Source organism: Gibbsiella dentisursi (assembly GCF_039539505.1).
GTDB lineage: Bacteria > Pseudomonadota > Gammaproteobacteria > Enterobacterales > Enterobacteriaceae > Gibbsiella > Gibbsiella quercinecans.
Genome location: NZ_BAABDG010000002.1, coordinates 1873384 through 1888061, shown reverse-complemented (window position 1 = coordinate 1888061; position 14678 = coordinate 1873384). Strand labels below are relative to the sequence as shown.

Below are 14678 nucleotides of genomic sequence, written 5' to 3'. Positions count from 1 at the left end.
GAGCGGTTTTTTTTGGCCGGCGCACGCCGCGTCAGCGATGATCACCCTGGGTGCCCGCCTGTGCGGCGCGCGGCTGGGTGATCCGCAGGCTACTGACCACGGCGGCCACGGCGGCAAAGATACCGGCCAGCACCAGCGATGCGTGGGTGCCTGAATGGGGGAACAGATTGAACATCAGCGCCACCAGCGCGGCGCCGGAGGTCTGCCCCAGCAAACGCGCGGTGCCGAGCATGCCGCTGGCGCCGCCGCTGCGGTTAGGCGGTGCGGAGGAAATGATCGTGTGGTTATTTGGCGACTGAAACAGGCCAAAGCCCGCGCCGCACAGTACCATACGCCAAATGATATCGACGTTGGTCGGTTGCGCTGGCAGCAGCGCCAGCAAGAATAGCCCGAGGGCAAAGACACAAAGGCCAATGCCGCCTAACAACCCCGCATGAATATGCTCTATCAGGCGCCCGGCAATGGGCGCGACCACGATAATCGCCAGTGGCCATGGCGTCAGCAGCAGGCCGGTTTCAACCTCGGTGCGCCCCAGAGCGATTTGCATGAAGAAGGGCAGCGAAACCATCGCCAGCATCTGGGCGGCAAACGAACAGATGGAGGTGCCCATCGACAGCGAGAAAATCGGGATGCGCAGCAGATCCACCGGCAGCAATGGATACGCCTGGCTGAGCTGGCGGCGCACGAAGAAATAGCCGATAACCAGCAGCAGTGCCAATTCACCGGCGATCAGCCGCAGGCTCATGCCCTGGGCATAGCCGCTGATGGCGCTGATCAGCAGCCCGAAGGTTAATGCATTCATCAGGGCGCTGATCAGGTCAAAACGTTTATTGTTGCTCTTCTGGCTGTTGGCCGGCAGGAATCGCAGGCCCAGCAGCAGCGCCAGGATACCGATGGGCAGGTTAACGGCGAACAGCCACTGCCAACTGGCCACCGAGAGGATCGCCGAGGCGATCGTCGGGCCTGCCGCGGAGGAGAACGCGACAATCAGCGAGTTGATGGCGATACCGCGCCCCAGGATCTTTTGCGGGTAGATGATACGGATCAGCGCGGTGTTGACGCTCATGATGGCGGCGGCGCCAAACCCCTGCAGCACGCGGGCGATGGTCAGAGTGAGCAATGAGTCCGCCAGAGCGCAAAACAGCGAGGTGATGCTAAAGACCAACAGCCCGGTTTGATAAACGCGGCGGTAGCCAATCATATCGCCCAGAGAGGCCAGCGAAAGCAGTGAGATGACGATTGCCAATTGATAGGCATTCACCACCCAAATCGAGGCCGCTGGGCTGGCGTTAAGATCGCGGGCGATCGTCGGCAATGCAACGTTGGCGATGGCGCCGTCCAATACGGAAACGGTAATGCCGAGTGCGATGCACAGGATCGCGCCATAGCGCTGGGGAAGGGGAAGTCCATCGGTACAAGAACCCATATCAGTCCTGAGGTGGTTAATCCGGGGGGAAAGTTAACATGCTAATCATAATCGCCGATGAAATCACTCTTCTATAACGCGCTAATTGTAAATAGCAATGATGAGCGCCGTTATATTGGCCGCATAGGTGATGGTTGCCGGCAGCCTGATTGCTGGCGGCGGGCGATGCCCCTATACTGCACCCTGGTTTAACTTGATAAAACAGAACGTTCGTAAGGAAAAACGATGGCCAATGCACAGCCAGACAAACAACCCGACGCGGTGTCATCGGTGCTGAAAGTGTTCGGTATCCTGCAGGCGCTCGGCGACGCACGCGAACTCGGTATTACCGAGCTTGCCCAACGGGTGATGATGTCCAAGAGCACGGTCTACCGTTTTTTGCAAACCATGAAGGGGCTGGGTTATGTGGCGCAGGAAGAAGACACAGAAAAGTACTCGCTGACGCTCAAACTGTTCGAGTTGGGGGCCTTATCGCTGCAGAACGTTGATTTGATCCGCATTGCGGATGTTCAGATGCGTGACCTGTCAAAACATACCCGCGAAACTATTCACGTCGGGGCATTGGATGACGACAGCATCGTGTATATCCATAAAATTGACGCGCTGTATAACCTGCAAATGTATTCGCGCATTGGCCGCCGTAACCCGCTATACAGCACGGCGATAGGCAAGGTGCTTTTGGCCTGGCGCAGCCGGGAGGAGGCGAGCGCCATCCTTGCTGACGTGGTCTTTACGCGTAGCACGCCAAACACCCTGGGCAGCGTTGCCGAGCTGCTGCCGGCGCTGGAACAGGTGCGGCAACAGGGGTTTGCCGAAGATAACGAAGAGCAGGAAATCGGCCTGCGCTGTATTGCGGTGCCGATTTTTGATCGCTTCGGCGTGGTGATTGCCGGCCTGAGCATTTCATTCCCGACCATTCGGTTTTCAGAACAGGTTAAAGCGGATTACATTGCGCGGTTGCAGGCGGCAGGGCGGAAAATTTCTGAACAAATGGGCTACGGGGATTATCCGTTTTAGGCATGGCGCCAGTGAACGCGGAATCTCGCCTCTCCCCATCGGGAGAGGCGATTAAGCGGCAGGTTTAGCGATGGGCCAGCTCGACGTCGTCTTCGCTGTTCATCACGGTTTTGTCCGTTTGCTTCATCAACTGGCTGGTCACGGTGCCCGCCGTCATCGAGCCGCTGACATTCAGCGCGGTGCGGCCCATATCGATCAGCGGTTCCACGGAAATCAGCAGGGCGACCAGGGTGACCGGCAGGCCGAGCGCCGGCAGGACGATGAGCGCGGCGAAGGTTGCGCCGCCGCCCACACCGGCAACGCCGGCGGAACTGATGGTTACAATCCCTACCAGCGTGGCGATCCAAATCGGATCCAGCGGGTTGATGCCGACGGTCGGCGCGACCATCACCGCCAGCATGGCCGGGTACAGGCCTGCACAGCCATTTTGGCCGATGGTGGCGCCAAAGGAGGCCGAGAAGCTGGCGATGGATTCAGGCACGCCCAGGCGGCGGGTTTGGGCTTCCACATTCAGCGGGATGCTGGCGGCGCTGGAACGGCTGGTGAAGGCAAAGGTCAGTACCGGCCACACTTTGCGGAAGAACCTGGCCGGGTTCACGCCGGTGAGTGACAGCAGCAGGGCGTGCACGGCGAACATAATGGCAAGGCCCAGATAGGAAGCGACCACAAAGCTGCCGAGCTTGATGATGTCCTGAATGTTAGAACCGGCCACCACTTTGGTCATCAACGCCAGCACGCCGTAGGGGGTGAGTTTCATCACCATGCGTACCAGCTTCATCACCCAGGATTGCAGGGTGTCGATAGCGGTCAGCACGCGCTGGCCTTTGGCCGCGTCATCTTTCAACAGTTGCAACGCCGCCACGCCCAGAAACGCGGCGAAGATGACTACGCTGATGATGGAGGTTGGGTTGGCGCCGGTCAGATCGGCAAACGGGTTTTTCGGTACGAACGACAACACCAACTGCGGCACGCTCAGATCGGCCACTTTGCCCACATAATTGGTTTCAATCGCCGACAGGCGAGCGCTTTCCTGTGCTCCTTGCACCAGCCCTTCAGCGGTCAGGCCGAACAGATTGGTGACCAGCACGCCGACCAGCGCGGCAATCAGCGTAGTAAATAGCAGGGTGCCAATGGTTAGCACGCTGATTTTCCCAAGCGAAGAGGCATTATGCAGCTTGGCGACCGCGCTCAGAATCGAGGCGAATACCAGCGGCATGACAATCATCTGCAGCAGTTGTACATAGCCGTTACCGACAATGTTAAACCAACTGATAGAGGCCTTCAGTACCGGACTGCCCGCACCGTATACCCATTGCAGGCCCAGGCCAAACAGTACGCCGATAACCAGACCCACCAAGACCTTTTTCGCCAGGCTCCATTGCTTATGGCGGGTTTGCGCCAACAGCAGCAGCAGGGCGACAAAAACCAGTACGTTGACAACGAGTGGTAGATTCATCCCGATTCTCCATAATATTTACTTATTTCAATATAGCTACGCACCAAACTGTAGCAAGCCGCGTATCCTAACAGTTAGGTGTTGGCGCAGCTTATACTGGAATGGAATTAAATATAATATTTTGCTATTTCCAGGGCGGGGGCGCGTGCAGCGTTAAAACCTGAAGTTTTTTATCTGTTCGACATACGATTGAACCGGGAAGGTATAGCCGCCCTGCCAATAAAGCGCAAAAGCCACCAGGCACAGGCACAGCGCACGCTCCAGTTGATTCCCTTTTTGCGAATTCAACAGCGGCAGGCAAAAACGCCAGCGGCAGGGCCACAGCAATGGCACGCCTGCGGGCGTGAGCATATCGGCCAGCAGGTGGCTGAAATAGCCGATAATCATGGCATGCAGGGCGTCGGCTGGGATAAACCAACCGCGGGGGATATTCATGTGGAAAAGCGCGATGCCGCCGAGGATAGCCAACAGGCTGTGGGTAAAACCGCGGTGGCCGAAGGCGCGGGCAATCGGCGCCGAAACCCAGCGCAACCGCTGCCCCAGCACCGAGTTGGGGTGATCGATATCCGGCAGCAGCGACGTCAGCAAGGCGCCAGGAATGATGTGCCACCAGTCGCCGCTGGCGATATCAGGCGTCACCTCTGCCTTCTTCGCCAGGATCGCGCAAGCGACAGAGAAAATAAGGTGCCCTTCCGCGGTCATGCAATGGTTATTCCGGATGTTGAGCTGGTAATTTATCCAGTATAATGTATATTCACCGGCAGTAAAACCCGTGACGCTGTAACTAATCGTGTATTTTTAGCTGATTTTATAACGGCTTGGTGTTTTTTTGGCTGAAATAGCCTAGCGAATGAGCGATGCATGGCGGGCAGCACCACGTTGGCGCATTGGCCGTATGGTGCTTGCACGGGGGATGAGGTTAAGACAGGTGCTCAGCGGTGAGTTCGGTGAGGGCGTTCAGTTTGCTGTCGGCCAACGCCCAGCGGGCATCATGGCGGTTTTCCTCTGCGGGAACCACGATGGAGCGCATACGCGCCGCCTTAGTGGCAATCATGCCGTTGAAGGAGTCCTCCAGCGTCACGCAGCGCAGGGGATCGGTGCCCAGGCGCTCTGCGGCCAGCAGGTAGACCTGTGGATGCGGCTTGCTGTACGGCAGGTATTCGGCAGAAACCAGCTGATCGAAGTAGTTTTCCAAATCGAACATTTTCAGCACCTGCTGCTGCATATGCAGCGGGGATGCGGAAGCCAGCCCGATATTCAGATCCAGGCTGCGGCACAGCGCCAATGCCTGGCGCACGCCGGGCAACAACGGGCGCTTTTCGTTAACCAGCTCAATCACGCGCTCGATGATCCGTTTGGTCACTTCTTCTTGTGACGCCCCTTGCCATGGCATCGCCTGGTACCACAGTTTTACCACCAGATCGATACGTAAACCCAGGGTATCTGGCAGTTTGTGGCGCTCGGACAGATCCAGCCCCAGAGCGGAGAAGGTATCCAGTTCAGCCTGCAACCACAGCGGTTCAGAATCAATCAATAGACCGTCCATGTCGAAAATAGCGGTATCAATACGGTGCGAATAAGCCATTAAAGGTCAACTCCTGTGGGCTTGGTGGTGGGGCTGCTACTCTACCACCACGGCCCGCCAGACTAAACTTTTTGCCCGCTTCCGCGCCATGATCCTGCTATAAATCAAGAAAACGGTGGGCGCGGTTTGCCAACTGCGGGTAAACTTAGCCTCTCGACTGCGTCGCTAACAAGGGGAAGGAATGACGTATCAACAGGCAGGGCGTATCGCCATTGTGAAACGCATTTTGGGGTGGGTGGTTTTTATCCCGGCACTGCTCTCAACGCTGATTTCACTGCTGAGCTTTGTTTATCAGCACAGCGAAAAAACCAAGGGCATCAATGCGGTTATGCTGGATTTTGTTCACGTCATGGTGGATATGGTGCGCTTTAATACGCCGTTTCTGAATATTTTCTGGTACAACTCGCCGGTGCCGGACGTTGATAAAAGCGTATTCAGCGGTGCCAACCTGATGTTTTTTATCATCTACTTTTTGATCTTCGTCGGGTTGGCCTTGCAGGCTTCCGGCGCGCGCATGTCGCGCCAGGTGAAGTTTATCCGTGAGGGGCTGGAAGACCAAATGATCCTGGAGCAGGCGAAGGGCAGCGAAGGGCATACGCGTGAACAACTTGAAGCGCGTATTACGCTGCCGCACCACACCATTTTCCTGCAATACTTCCCGCTGTATATCCTGCCGGTGGTGGTGGCGCTGGTGGCTTATTTTGTGCTGAAACTGCTGGGCCAACTGGCCGCCGGGTAAGCACTGGGCGCGTCGGTACGTTATGCGCCGTTGTGCAGCAAGGCTTCCACCGCCCGTTGTGCCGCCACCAGGTGTTGGCCGCCAAACAGGTTGCTGCGGTTGAGCTGATAATACAGCTGGTACAGGGGCTGGCGTTCAATAAACGCCGCCGGCAGCGGCCATACGCTCTGATAACCGTCATAAATCTGAGCGGGCAGATCCGGGTATAACGGCAGCATCGCCAGATCGCATTCGCGATCGCCCCAGTAGCAAGCAGGATCAAACAGCAACGGGCCTTGCGCCGCCAGGGCGCAGTTGGCAGGCCAAAGATCGCCATGCAGCAGCGAGGGCTGGGGCTGATGGTTTTGCAGGCGCTGGTAGATGATGTCGACAATCTGGTCGATATCGCCGAAGGTCATGCCCTTTTCCGCAGCGAGCTGTAACTGCCAACCGATCCGTTGTTCCGCATAGAACTGCGCCCAGCGGCGCTGCCAGGCGTTGGGCTGCGGTGTGGTGGAAAGATCGTTATCGAAATCCAGGCCGAACTGCGGCTGCTCGCTCCACTGATGCAGGTGGGCCAACTGCTGGCCCAGGCAGTAGGCGCCGTGGGCATTCAGCGGTTTTAGCGCATGGTATTCCAGCAGAAGAAAACTGTAGTCGCGCCCACTGCCCACGCCATAGACCTGCGGCACATTCACGGTATTGCTGCGCGCCAGCAGGGCGAGCTGATCGGCCTCGGCGGTGAAAACCGGCAACAGCTCACGGGTGTCGCACTTCACAAACACCTCATGTTCACCATAGCCGACGCGCCACGCCGGGTGAATTTCCCCACCGGGGAGTTCGGTTCGTTCACGGATCTCTGCACTGCCAAGGTGTTCGCCTAACAGACGGCTAATAGCTTGCCACATGGTCTTCCCCTCCGTGTTGCCTGCTGTTTCATTAGCTTAACGTCTTTAACTGCGGTGAGAATACGAAGCGGCGCACAGACTGAGATCATCGGTAGTCTTATTTGGCCCCACGCCGTATTAGCACTGAATATATACGTGATTGGTTAAATTAAGTACAGTCCTGGCTCGCAATATTGCCCGTTAATCGTGGGGGCGTGAAAACCGGCGGCGCGGGGCCACCGGAACGCGGAAGCGTTAACTGGCTGGGTGACGTTGTAACCTACTTAAGCGATCGTAGAGTAGGGTAATGACAAACAGCACCGCCTGCACGATAACAATGCACGGGCCGGTCGCGCCATCGATATGGAAGCTGATTAACGTGCCAAGCACACAGGAGAAGACGGAAACCACCGTGGCGACGATCAGCATGCGATCAAAGCTGCGGCAGAGCAGGAAGGCGATAATGCCGGGTGCAATCAGCATAGCAATCACCAAAATAACCCCCACTGCCTGCAGCGAGGCGACAATGGTCAGCGCCAGCAGGCAAAGCAGGCCATAGTGCAGCAGCTTCACTGGCAGCCCGATAACGCGTGCATGGTTGGGATCGAAGCAATACAGCATGAAGTCCTTGCGCTTCAACAGCACCACCGCCAGCGTAATTCCGGCGATCAGTAGCGTCTGCTGCAACTCACCGTCGGTAATGCCCAGCATGTTGCCAAACAGGATATGCGCCAGATGCTGATCGGTATCGATACGGGCAAATAGCACCAGGCCCAGCGCGAACATGCCGGAAAACACAATGCCCATCACCGTGTCTTCTTTCACCCGGCTGTTTTCCTTCAGGTAGCCGGTGGCCACCGCGCAGAAAATGCCGGAAAGAAAGGCGCCGATCGCCAGCGGAATACCCAGCACAAACGCCAACACGATACCGGGCAACACCGCATGCGAAATGGCATCGCCCATCAGCGACCAGCCTTTCAGCACCAGATAGCAAGACAACACGGCGCACACCACGCCGGTGACAATGGCGGCAACGATCGCCCGCAGCATAAAGGGATAGGCGAAAGGCTCGCTGAGCAGTTGATAGAGCGTCTCCATCAGTTGTCCTCCGCATGTTCAGCGCGCGCCACGCGGCGCCGGTTGGCCAGCAGGCCATGCTTGGGCGCCAGCACGAACGCCAGCAGGAACACCAGCGTTTGCAGCATCACAATCACGCCGCCGGTGGCGCCATCCAGGAAGAAGCTGATATAGGCGCCAATGCCGCTGGTGAGCGTGCCAATCAGAATCGCGATGGCGACCAAGCGGCTGAAGCGATCGGTCAGCAGATAGGCGGTGGCTCCCGGCGTGATCACCATGGCGATCACCAGTATCGCCCCGACGGTTTGCAAGGCGGCGACGGTGCAGGCGCTGAGCAGGGTGAAAAACAGAATTTTCAGGCGCAGCGGAGAAAGACCGATCGAGACGGCATGATTTTCATCAAAGAACACGGCCAGCAGATCTTTCCACAGCAGGCACAGGATCACCAGGGAAACCCCGATGATGATCTCGACCTGCAGCACATCTTCATCGGCAATGCCGAGAATATTACCAAAGATGATTGACTGCACATTTACCGAGGTGGGGTTAAGGGAGATGATCAACAGCCCCACGGCGAAGAAGGTGGAAAAAATAAAGCCGATGATCGCATCTTCCCGTAAACGGGTGACATGGCGCACCAGCGTCATCGCCAGCGCGGCCAGCATGCCGGTAAAAAACGCGCCGGCGGCATAGGGCAGCCCAAGGGCATAAGCACCCGCCACGCCAGGCACCACCGAGTGGGACAAGGCATCGCCCATCAGCGACCAGCCTTTCAGCATCAGGTAGGCGGAAAGAAAGGCGCAGGCTGCGCCGACTATTGCACTGACCCAGATGGCCTTCATCATGTAGTTATAATGAAAGGGTTGTAGCAGCAGTTCCATCATCAGGGCTGTTTCTCCGTTGATTGGCGCTGGGTTGGCGGATCGCTCTTGGTGTGGCCATAAAATACCGCCGGGCGTTCATCATCGGTCAGCACCGTGACGCTGCGCGCATCGTTATCGTCATGCAGCTCGGCGCCGGAGAGGTTGATGTGGCGTAAAACGCCGCCAAACGCCTGCTCGAGATTGCTTTGGGTGAAGGTGGTTTCCGTTGGGCCGGCGGCCAGCACGGTGCGGTTGATCAGGATCACCCGATCGCAAAACTCCGGCACGCTGCCCAGGTTATGGGTGGATACCAGAATCAGGTGGCCTTCATCCCGCAGCGCGCGCAGCAGATCAATGATGGCATTTTCGGTTTTGACATCCACGCCGGTGAACGGCTCGTCCAATAACAGCACCGAACCTTGCTGGGCCATGGCGCGCGCCAGGAATACGCGTTTCTTTTGGCCGCCTGAAAGCTCACCGATCTGGCGTTGGCGCAGTTCGCTTAAACCCACGCGCGCCAACGCGTTATCAACGCGCAGCCGATCTTCCCTGGCGGCGATACGCAGAAAATTCATTTTGCCGTAGCGGCCCATCATCACCACGTCTTCCACCAACACCGGGAAGTTCCAGTCAACGTCTTCGGTTTGCGGCACATAGGCGATGGTGTTTTTCTTCAACGCCTGCGCCACCGGGCGATTATTGAGCCGCACACTGCCGCGGGTGGGGTGCACCAGCCCCATGATGCTTTTGAACAGCGTGGATTTACCGCTGCCGTTTACCCCCACCAGGGCGCAGATGGTGCCGCCGGCCAGCGTAAAGCTGGCATCAAAAATCGCGGTGTGGCCATTGTTATAGGTGACGGTAACGTTATCAACGTGCAGTTCCGGCCGAATGAAGGCCCCCTCTGTCTTCATTGGTTGAATCCTTTGGCAATGGTTTGCACGGTCACGTTCAGCAGATCTATGTACGTCGGCACTGGGCCGTCGGCAGCGGACAGTGAATCGACATACAGCACGCCGCCATAGTTGGCACCGGTCTCTTTTGCCACCTGCCGGGCGGGCTTGTCGGAAATGGTGCTTTCGCTGAATACCACAGGGATATTATTGGCGCGCACGGCATCAATCACCCGGCGCACCTGCTGCGGCGAACCCTGTTCATCGGCGTTGATCGGCCACAGATAAACTTCTTGCAACTGGTAGTCTTTCGCCAGGTAGCTAAATGCGCCTTCACTGGTCACCAACCAGCGTTGGCCGGCAGGGATGCGCGCCAGGCGCTCACGCAATGGGGCGTCCAGGGCGGCGATTTTGGCGGCGTAGGTCTTGGCATTGCGATTGTAGGTTTCCGCGTTGGCAGGATCATATTGCACTAACGCTTTGCGGATGTTTTCGATATAAATCTGGGCATTGCTCGGCGACATCCAGGCGTGTGGATTGGGGTTGCCGTTATACGGCCCTTCGCGGATTGGCAGCGGGGTGATGCCATCGGTCACCACAACGGCCGGTACCTGTTTGATGTTATCAAAGAAGCGCTGGAACCAACGTTCCAGATTCATGCCGTTCCATAGGATCAGATCGGCATGCTGCGCTTTAACGATATCACGCGGGGTGGGCTGATAATCGTGGATCTCCGCCCCTGGCTTGGTGATGGATTCCACGATCGCGGCATCACCCGCCACGTTTTGCGCAATATCCTGAATGATGGTGAACGTGGTGACGACACGCAGCTTCTTTTCGGCGAACGCGCCGTGGCTGGCGAAAAGGGCACTACACAGCAGGGAAAGCAGCACCAGAGGGCGCAAGAGGGATGGGGATTTCAAAAACATGATGACTCCTTTCGTCTCAAATGAAAATGATTATCAATATCAATTGAGCTGAAGTCAAGAGCCTGTTTGAATGTTGCTTTTGGGTTAATAACAAGCACTCATCGGCGAATTTATACCATGTTATGTATCAGGGTGTAACTATTTAAGTCTTCAGCGGGCTGGGTATCGCCGGCGAATAATGCAATGCCGCCGCAAAACAGGCGCCTGCTGATTGACTCGTAAATCCTCCCTTGGTATATGAATAGCGTGAGATTAGTCTAATAAATTAATACTGGCATTCTTATTAGCCGGATATGCTGCGCAACTTATTGAAAGGGGTGACGAATTCTGTGAATTTAAAAATAGGCTGCCTGGTGGCGATCATGGTATTAGCGGGGTGTGCGCAAGGCCCGCGAACGGCGGATAATAATTCAGGCAGCGGCAAGCCGCGTAACGGCTGGCTACAGCCACCACAGAGCGGGGCAAATAACCATACCGGCACGCCCGTTGCTTATAATGATTACATCCGCCAGGCGGCAAACAGCTATGGCGTTGATGAAACCTTAATTAAGGCGATTATTCAGGTTGAATCCGGGTTTAACCCGAACGTGGTCAGCACATCCAATGCGGTGGGGCTGATGCAGTTGAAGGCATCAACCGCCGGCCGTGATGCTTACCGTATGAAAGGTAAAAACGGCCAGCCAAGCTCGCGTGAACTGAAAGATCCCGCGGTTAATATTGATCTGGGAACCGCCTATATCAATATTATTCAAAACCAACAGCTTGCCGGCATCAACAACCCGCAGACGCTGCGCTACGCCACCATCGTTTCCTATGTCAACGGCACCGGCGCGATGCTGCGTACCTTTGCCCAGGATAAGCGGGTGGCGGTGAACCGCATCAACCAGATGAGCCCGGAAGCGTTTTATCAGCATATTCAGCGCAACCATCCCGCGCCGCAGGCGCCACGCTATTTATGGAAAGTGAACACCGCTTACCAGGCAATGGCGATGCAGCAGTAAAACGCCAAACCTGCCATGCTAAAACCGGCCATTCAGGCCGGTTTTGTTTTTTCGCCCCCCGAGCGGGCGCTGTTCAAAAGCCGGGCTAATCCCACACCATTAGTGAAAAAATCGCACTAAAAGCTAAATTTACCTTAATAGAGAAAACTTTACGTTCATTCAATAAGTTACCGGTAACTTTATTGTTAACGTTCACATCCCTGCATCCAATAAATAGATAAAAAAGTTACAAAGTGTGTTTAAAAGCCGCATAAGAAACAAGGTTGAGGTTAAATAGTTGTGATTATCTTTGGATGGAATGTGATATGTCGGACAATATAACTCATAATTCACGGCGCGATTTTTTATTAAAATCGATGACCTTAATCCCCGCAGCAGTGATCGGCAGTGGCAGCGTAGGGGCGCTGGTGGCCCCTGTGCCAGCGCAAGCAGCCAACGCCACGCCAACCAGGAATGACTATCAGCCTACGTTCTTTACCCCGGAAGAATGGGCCTTTATTCAGGCCGCCGTGGCCCGCCTGATCCCGGCAGACGATCGCGGCGCCGGCGCGTTGGAAGCCGGCGTGCCGGAGTTTATCGATCGTCAGATGAATACCCCCTATGCCACCGGTGCTATCTGGTATATGCAAGGCCCGTTTCATCCGGAGGCGCCGAAAGAGCTGGGCTATCAACTGCCGCTGGTGCCGCGCCAAATCTACAATCTGGGCATCGCCGATGCGCAAACCTATAGCAAAAAAACCGCCGGCAAAGCCTTTAATGAACTGGACGGCGCACAGCAGGATGCGCTGCTAAGCCAATTCGAATCCGGCACGGCGCAGTTTGAGCAAGTGCCGTCCGCGCTGTTTTTCTCTTACCTGCTGCAAAACACCCGTGAAGGCTTCTTCAGCGATCCTATCCATGGCGGCAATAAAGGCATGGTGGGTTGGACGCTGATTAATTTTCCGGGTGCGCGCGCCGACTTTATGGACTGGGTTGAGCGAGGGGAACGTTATCCTTTCCCACCGGTATCCATTCGTGGGGAGAGGGGGTAACGATGGCCAATTTAATGAAGAAAAAGGACGTGGTGATCGTTGGCTTCGGCTGGGTTGGCGCCATCATGGCGAAAGAACTGACCGAAGCCGGCCTGAACGTGGTGGCGCTGGAGCGCGGCCCAATGCGCGATACCTACCCGGACGGCTCCTACCCGCAGGTGATCGACGAGTTAACCTATAACATTCGCCGCAAACTGTTCCAGGATCTGTCGAAGAGCACGGTGACCATTCGCCACAACACTAGCCAAACCGCCATGCCGTATCGCCAACTGGCGGCCTTTTTGCCGGGCACCGGCGTGGGCGGCGCGGGTTTGCACTGGTCCGGCGTGCATTTTCGCGTTGATCCGATTGAGCTGCGGATGCGCAGCCACTATGAAGAACGTTACGGCAAGCAGTTTATCCCGCCGGACATGACCATTCAGGACTTCGGCGTCAGCTACGACGAACTGGAGCCGTTTTACGACAAGGCGGAAAAGGTGTTCGGTACCTCCGGCACCGCGTGGACGGTGAAGGGCAAACTGGTTGGCCAAGGCAAGGGCGGCAACGCGTTTGCGCCGGATCGCTCTGACGACTTCCCGCTGCCGGCGCAAAAAAACACCTTCTCGGCGCAACTGTTTGAAAAAGCGGCGCTGGAAGTGGGCTACCACCCGTATAACCTGCCTTCGGCGAACACGTCTGATTCCTATACCAACCCCTACGGCGCGCAGATGGGGCCGTGCAACTTCTGCGGCTATTGCAGCGGCTACGCCTGTTACATGTATTCCAAGGCTTCGCCGAACGTCAATATCCTGCCGGCGTTGCGCAGGGAAAAACGTTTCGAACTGCGCCCCAATTCCTATGTTCTGAAGGTCAACCTGACCGACGATAAAACCCGCGCCACCGGCGTTAACTACATTGATGCCCAGGGGCGTGAGGTTGAACAACCGGCGGATTTGGTGATCCTGGGCGCATTCCAGTTCCACAACGTGCACCTGATGCTGCTGTCTGGCATCGGCAAACCGTACGATCCGTTGACGGGCGAAGGTGTGGTCGGGCGCAATTTCGCCTACCAGAACATGACCACCATCAAAGCGTTCTTTGATAAAGACACCTTCACTAACCCATTCATCGGCGCCGGCGGTAACGGCGTCGGGGTGGACGATTTCAACGCGGATAACTTCGATCACGCGCAGGCCGGTTTTGTGGGCGGCTCGCCGATGTGGGTCAACCAGGCGGGCACCAAACCGATTTCCGGCTTGCCGACCCCACCGGGTACCCCAGCGTGGGGCAGCAAATGGAAAGCGGCGGTGGCGGATGCCTATACCCATCACCTGTCGATGGATGCGCACGGCGCGCACCAGTCCTATCGCCAGAACTACCTGGATCTGGATCCCAACTATAAAAACATCTACGGCCAACCGCTGCTGCGCATGACGTTCGACTGGCAAGAGAACGACATCCGCATGGCTCAGTTCATGTATGAAAAAATGGCGCCGATCGCCAAAGCGATGAAGCCGAAACTGATCACCGGCAGCCCGAAGAACGCCAACAGCCATTTCGATACCACCAGCTACCAGACCACCCACATGAACGGCGGGGCGGTTATGGGGGAAGATCCGAAGACCAGTGCGGTGAACCGTTATCTGCAAAGTTGGGATGTGCACAACGTTTTCTCCATCGGCGCATCCGCATTCCCGCAGGGACTGGGCTATAACCCAACCGGCACCGTAGCGGCACTGGCATATTGGTCTGCGCGTGCGATCCGCGAACAGTATCTGAAGAACCCAGGCCCACTGGTTCAGGCATAAGGACGGCT

Annotated in this window: 14 protein-coding genes; 5 read left to right on the top strand and 9 right to left on the bottom strand. The window is 56.6% G+C overall.

All coding sequences use genetic code 11. The features are described 5' to 3' along the window. Window positions 1-31: 31 nt before the first annotated feature. Window positions 32-1426 carry an MFS transporter gene (locus ABFX35_RS09050; protein ID WP_279023414.1) on the bottom strand — a complete coding sequence of 465 codons (1395 nt, stop codon included), beginning with the start codon at window positions 1424-1426 and terminating at the stop codon, window positions 32-34. Window positions 1427-1651: 225 nt separating this feature from the next. Between ABFX35_RS09050 and kdgR the strand changes: the two genes are divergently transcribed. Next, window positions 1652-2443 (top strand): DNA-binding transcriptional regulator KdgR, encoded by a 792-nt coding sequence (gene kdgR / locus ABFX35_RS09045; protein WP_279023412.1) that lies wholly within the window; start codon window positions 1652-1654, stop codon window positions 2441-2443. A 64-nt stretch (window positions 2444-2507) separates the two neighbouring features. Here the strand turns inward: kdgR and ABFX35_RS09040 are convergent, their stop codons facing one another. The 3 genes from ABFX35_RS09040 to hxpB all read right to left on the bottom strand — a co-directional run bounded on the left by ABFX35_RS09040 (window position 2508) and on the right by hxpB (window position 5484). After that, window positions 2508-3899 (bottom strand): L-cystine transporter, encoded by a 1392-nt coding sequence (locus ABFX35_RS09040; RefSeq protein ID WP_346080409.1) that lies wholly within the window; start codon window positions 3897-3899, stop codon window positions 2508-2510. Between the two features lie 153 nt (window positions 3900-4052). After that, window positions 4053-4601 carry a metal-dependent hydrolase gene (locus ABFX35_RS09035; protein ID WP_095848520.1) on the bottom strand — a complete coding sequence of 183 codons (549 nt, stop codon included), beginning with the start codon at window positions 4599-4601 and terminating at the stop codon, window positions 4053-4055. A gap of 217 nt (window positions 4602-4818) precedes the next feature. After that, window positions 4819-5484 (bottom strand): hexitol phosphatase HxpB, encoded by a 666-nt coding sequence (gene hxpB, locus ABFX35_RS09030; protein WP_279023406.1) that lies wholly within the window; start codon window positions 5482-5484, stop codon window positions 4819-4821. A gap of 181 nt (window positions 5485-5665) precedes the next feature. Between hxpB and ABFX35_RS09025 the strand changes: the two genes are divergently transcribed. Next, on the top strand, window positions 5666-6223 hold the full coding sequence (locus ABFX35_RS09025) for a YniB family protein (RefSeq protein WP_279023404.1): 558 nt from the start codon (window positions 5666-5668) through the stop codon (window positions 6221-6223). 20 nt (window positions 6224-6243) lie between these two features. Here ABFX35_RS09025 and ABFX35_RS09020 read toward each other — a convergent pair whose 3' ends face one another. From ABFX35_RS09020 to ABFX35_RS09000, 5 genes are all read right to left on the bottom strand, one after another. Further along, complete coding sequence (locus ABFX35_RS09020; RefSeq protein WP_279023402.1) at window positions 6244-7110, bottom strand: fructosamine kinase family protein; 867 nt, start codon at window positions 7108-7110, stop codon at window positions 6244-6246. Between the two features lie 234 nt (window positions 7111-7344). Next, window positions 7345-8187: a metal ABC transporter permease gene (locus ABFX35_RS09015; protein ID WP_346080406.1), complete on the bottom strand. Its 843-nt coding sequence runs from the start codon at window positions 8185-8187 to the stop codon at window positions 7345-7347. Then, a complete protein-coding gene (locus tag ABFX35_RS09010) occupies window positions 8187-9050 on the bottom strand; it encodes a metal ABC transporter permease (RefSeq protein ID WP_346080404.1) in 864 nt (287 codons plus the stop codon). Before ABFX35_RS09010 ends, ABFX35_RS09015 begins: the two co-directional genes overlap by 1 nt. Beyond that, window positions 9050-9943 carry a manganese/iron ABC transporter ATP-binding protein gene (locus ABFX35_RS09005; RefSeq protein ID WP_279023395.1) on the bottom strand — a complete coding sequence of 298 codons (894 nt, stop codon included), beginning with the start codon at window positions 9941-9943 and terminating at the stop codon, window positions 9050-9052. The genes ABFX35_RS09010 and ABFX35_RS09005 overlap by 1 nt, the downstream gene beginning before the upstream one ends. After that, window positions 9940-10851, bottom strand: coding sequence for a metal ABC transporter substrate-binding protein (locus tag ABFX35_RS09000; RefSeq protein WP_279023393.1), 912 nt, complete (start codon window positions 10849-10851; stop codon window positions 9940-9942). Before ABFX35_RS09000 ends, ABFX35_RS09005 begins: the two co-directional genes overlap by 4 nt. A 329-nt stretch (window positions 10852-11180) precedes the next feature. Here ABFX35_RS09000 and ABFX35_RS08995 point away from each other — a divergent pair, with 329 nt between their 5' ends. The 3 genes from ABFX35_RS08995 (at window position 11181) to ABFX35_RS08985 (ending at window position 14670) form a co-directional block, all read left to right on the top strand. Beyond that, the gene (locus ABFX35_RS08995; RefSeq protein ID WP_279023391.1) at window positions 11181-11852 is read left to right on the top strand and encodes a transglycosylase SLT domain-containing protein; all 672 of its coding nucleotides are present in this window, start codon (window positions 11181-11183) and stop codon (window positions 11850-11852) included. A gap of 305 nt (window positions 11853-12157) precedes the next feature. Further along, a complete protein-coding gene (locus ABFX35_RS08990; protein ID WP_279023389.1) occupies window positions 12158-12883 on the top strand; it encodes a gluconate 2-dehydrogenase subunit 3 family protein in 726 nt (241 codons plus the stop codon). A gap of 2 nt (window positions 12884-12885) precedes the next feature. Next, window positions 12886-14670: a GMC family oxidoreductase gene (locus ABFX35_RS08985; RefSeq protein ID WP_346080402.1), complete on the top strand. Its 1785-nt coding sequence runs from the start codon at window positions 12886-12888 to the stop codon at window positions 14668-14670. Window positions 14671-14678: the final 8 nt, after the last annotated feature.

Bases quoted from the DNA above. Each gene is read 5' to 3' on its own strand.
- ABFX35_RS09050 (WP_279023414.1), bottom strand. From the start codon at position 1,426: ATGGGTTCTTGTACCGATGGACTTCCCCTTCCCCAGCGCTATGGCGCG.
- kdgR (WP_279023412.1), top strand. From the start codon at position 1,652: ATGGCCAATGCACAGCCAGACAAACAACCCGACGCGGTGTCATCGGTG.
- ABFX35_RS09040 (WP_346080409.1), bottom strand. From the start codon at position 3,899: ATGAATCTACCACTCGTTGTCAACGTACTGGTTTTTGTCGCCCTGCTG.
- ABFX35_RS09035 (WP_095848520.1), bottom strand. From the start codon at position 4,601: ATGACCGCGGAAGGGCACCTTATTTTCTCTGTCGCTTGCGCGATCCTG.
- hxpB (WP_279023406.1), bottom strand. From the start codon at position 5,484: ATGGCTTATTCGCACCGTATTGATACCGCTATTTTCGACATGGACGGT.
- ABFX35_RS09025 (WP_279023404.1), top strand. From the start codon at position 5,666: ATGACGTATCAACAGGCAGGGCGTATCGCCATTGTGAAACGCATTTTG.
- ABFX35_RS09020 (WP_279023402.1), bottom strand. From the start codon at position 7,110: ATGTGGCAAGCTATTAGCCGTCTGTTAGGCGAACACCTTGGCAGTGCA.
- ABFX35_RS09015 (WP_346080406.1), bottom strand. From the start codon at position 8,187: ATGGAGACGCTCTATCAACTGCTCAGCGAGCCTTTCGCCTATCCCTTT.
- ABFX35_RS09010 (WP_346080404.1), bottom strand. From the start codon at position 9,050: ATGATGGAACTGCTGCTACAACCCTTTCATTATAACTACATGATGAAG.
- ABFX35_RS09005 (WP_279023395.1), bottom strand. From the start codon at position 9,943: ATGAAGACAGAGGGGGCCTTCATTCGGCCGGAACTGCACGTTGATAAC.
- ABFX35_RS09000 (WP_279023393.1), bottom strand. From the start codon at position 10,851: ATGTTTTTGAAATCCCCATCCCTCTTGCGCCCTCTGGTGCTGCTTTCC.
- ABFX35_RS08990 (WP_279023389.1), top strand. From the start codon at position 12,158: ATGTCGGACAATATAACTCATAATTCACGGCGCGATTTTTTATTAAAA.
- ABFX35_RS08985 (WP_346080402.1), top strand. From the start codon at position 12,886: ATGGCCAATTTAATGAAGAAAAAGGACGTGGTGATCGTTGGCTTCGGC.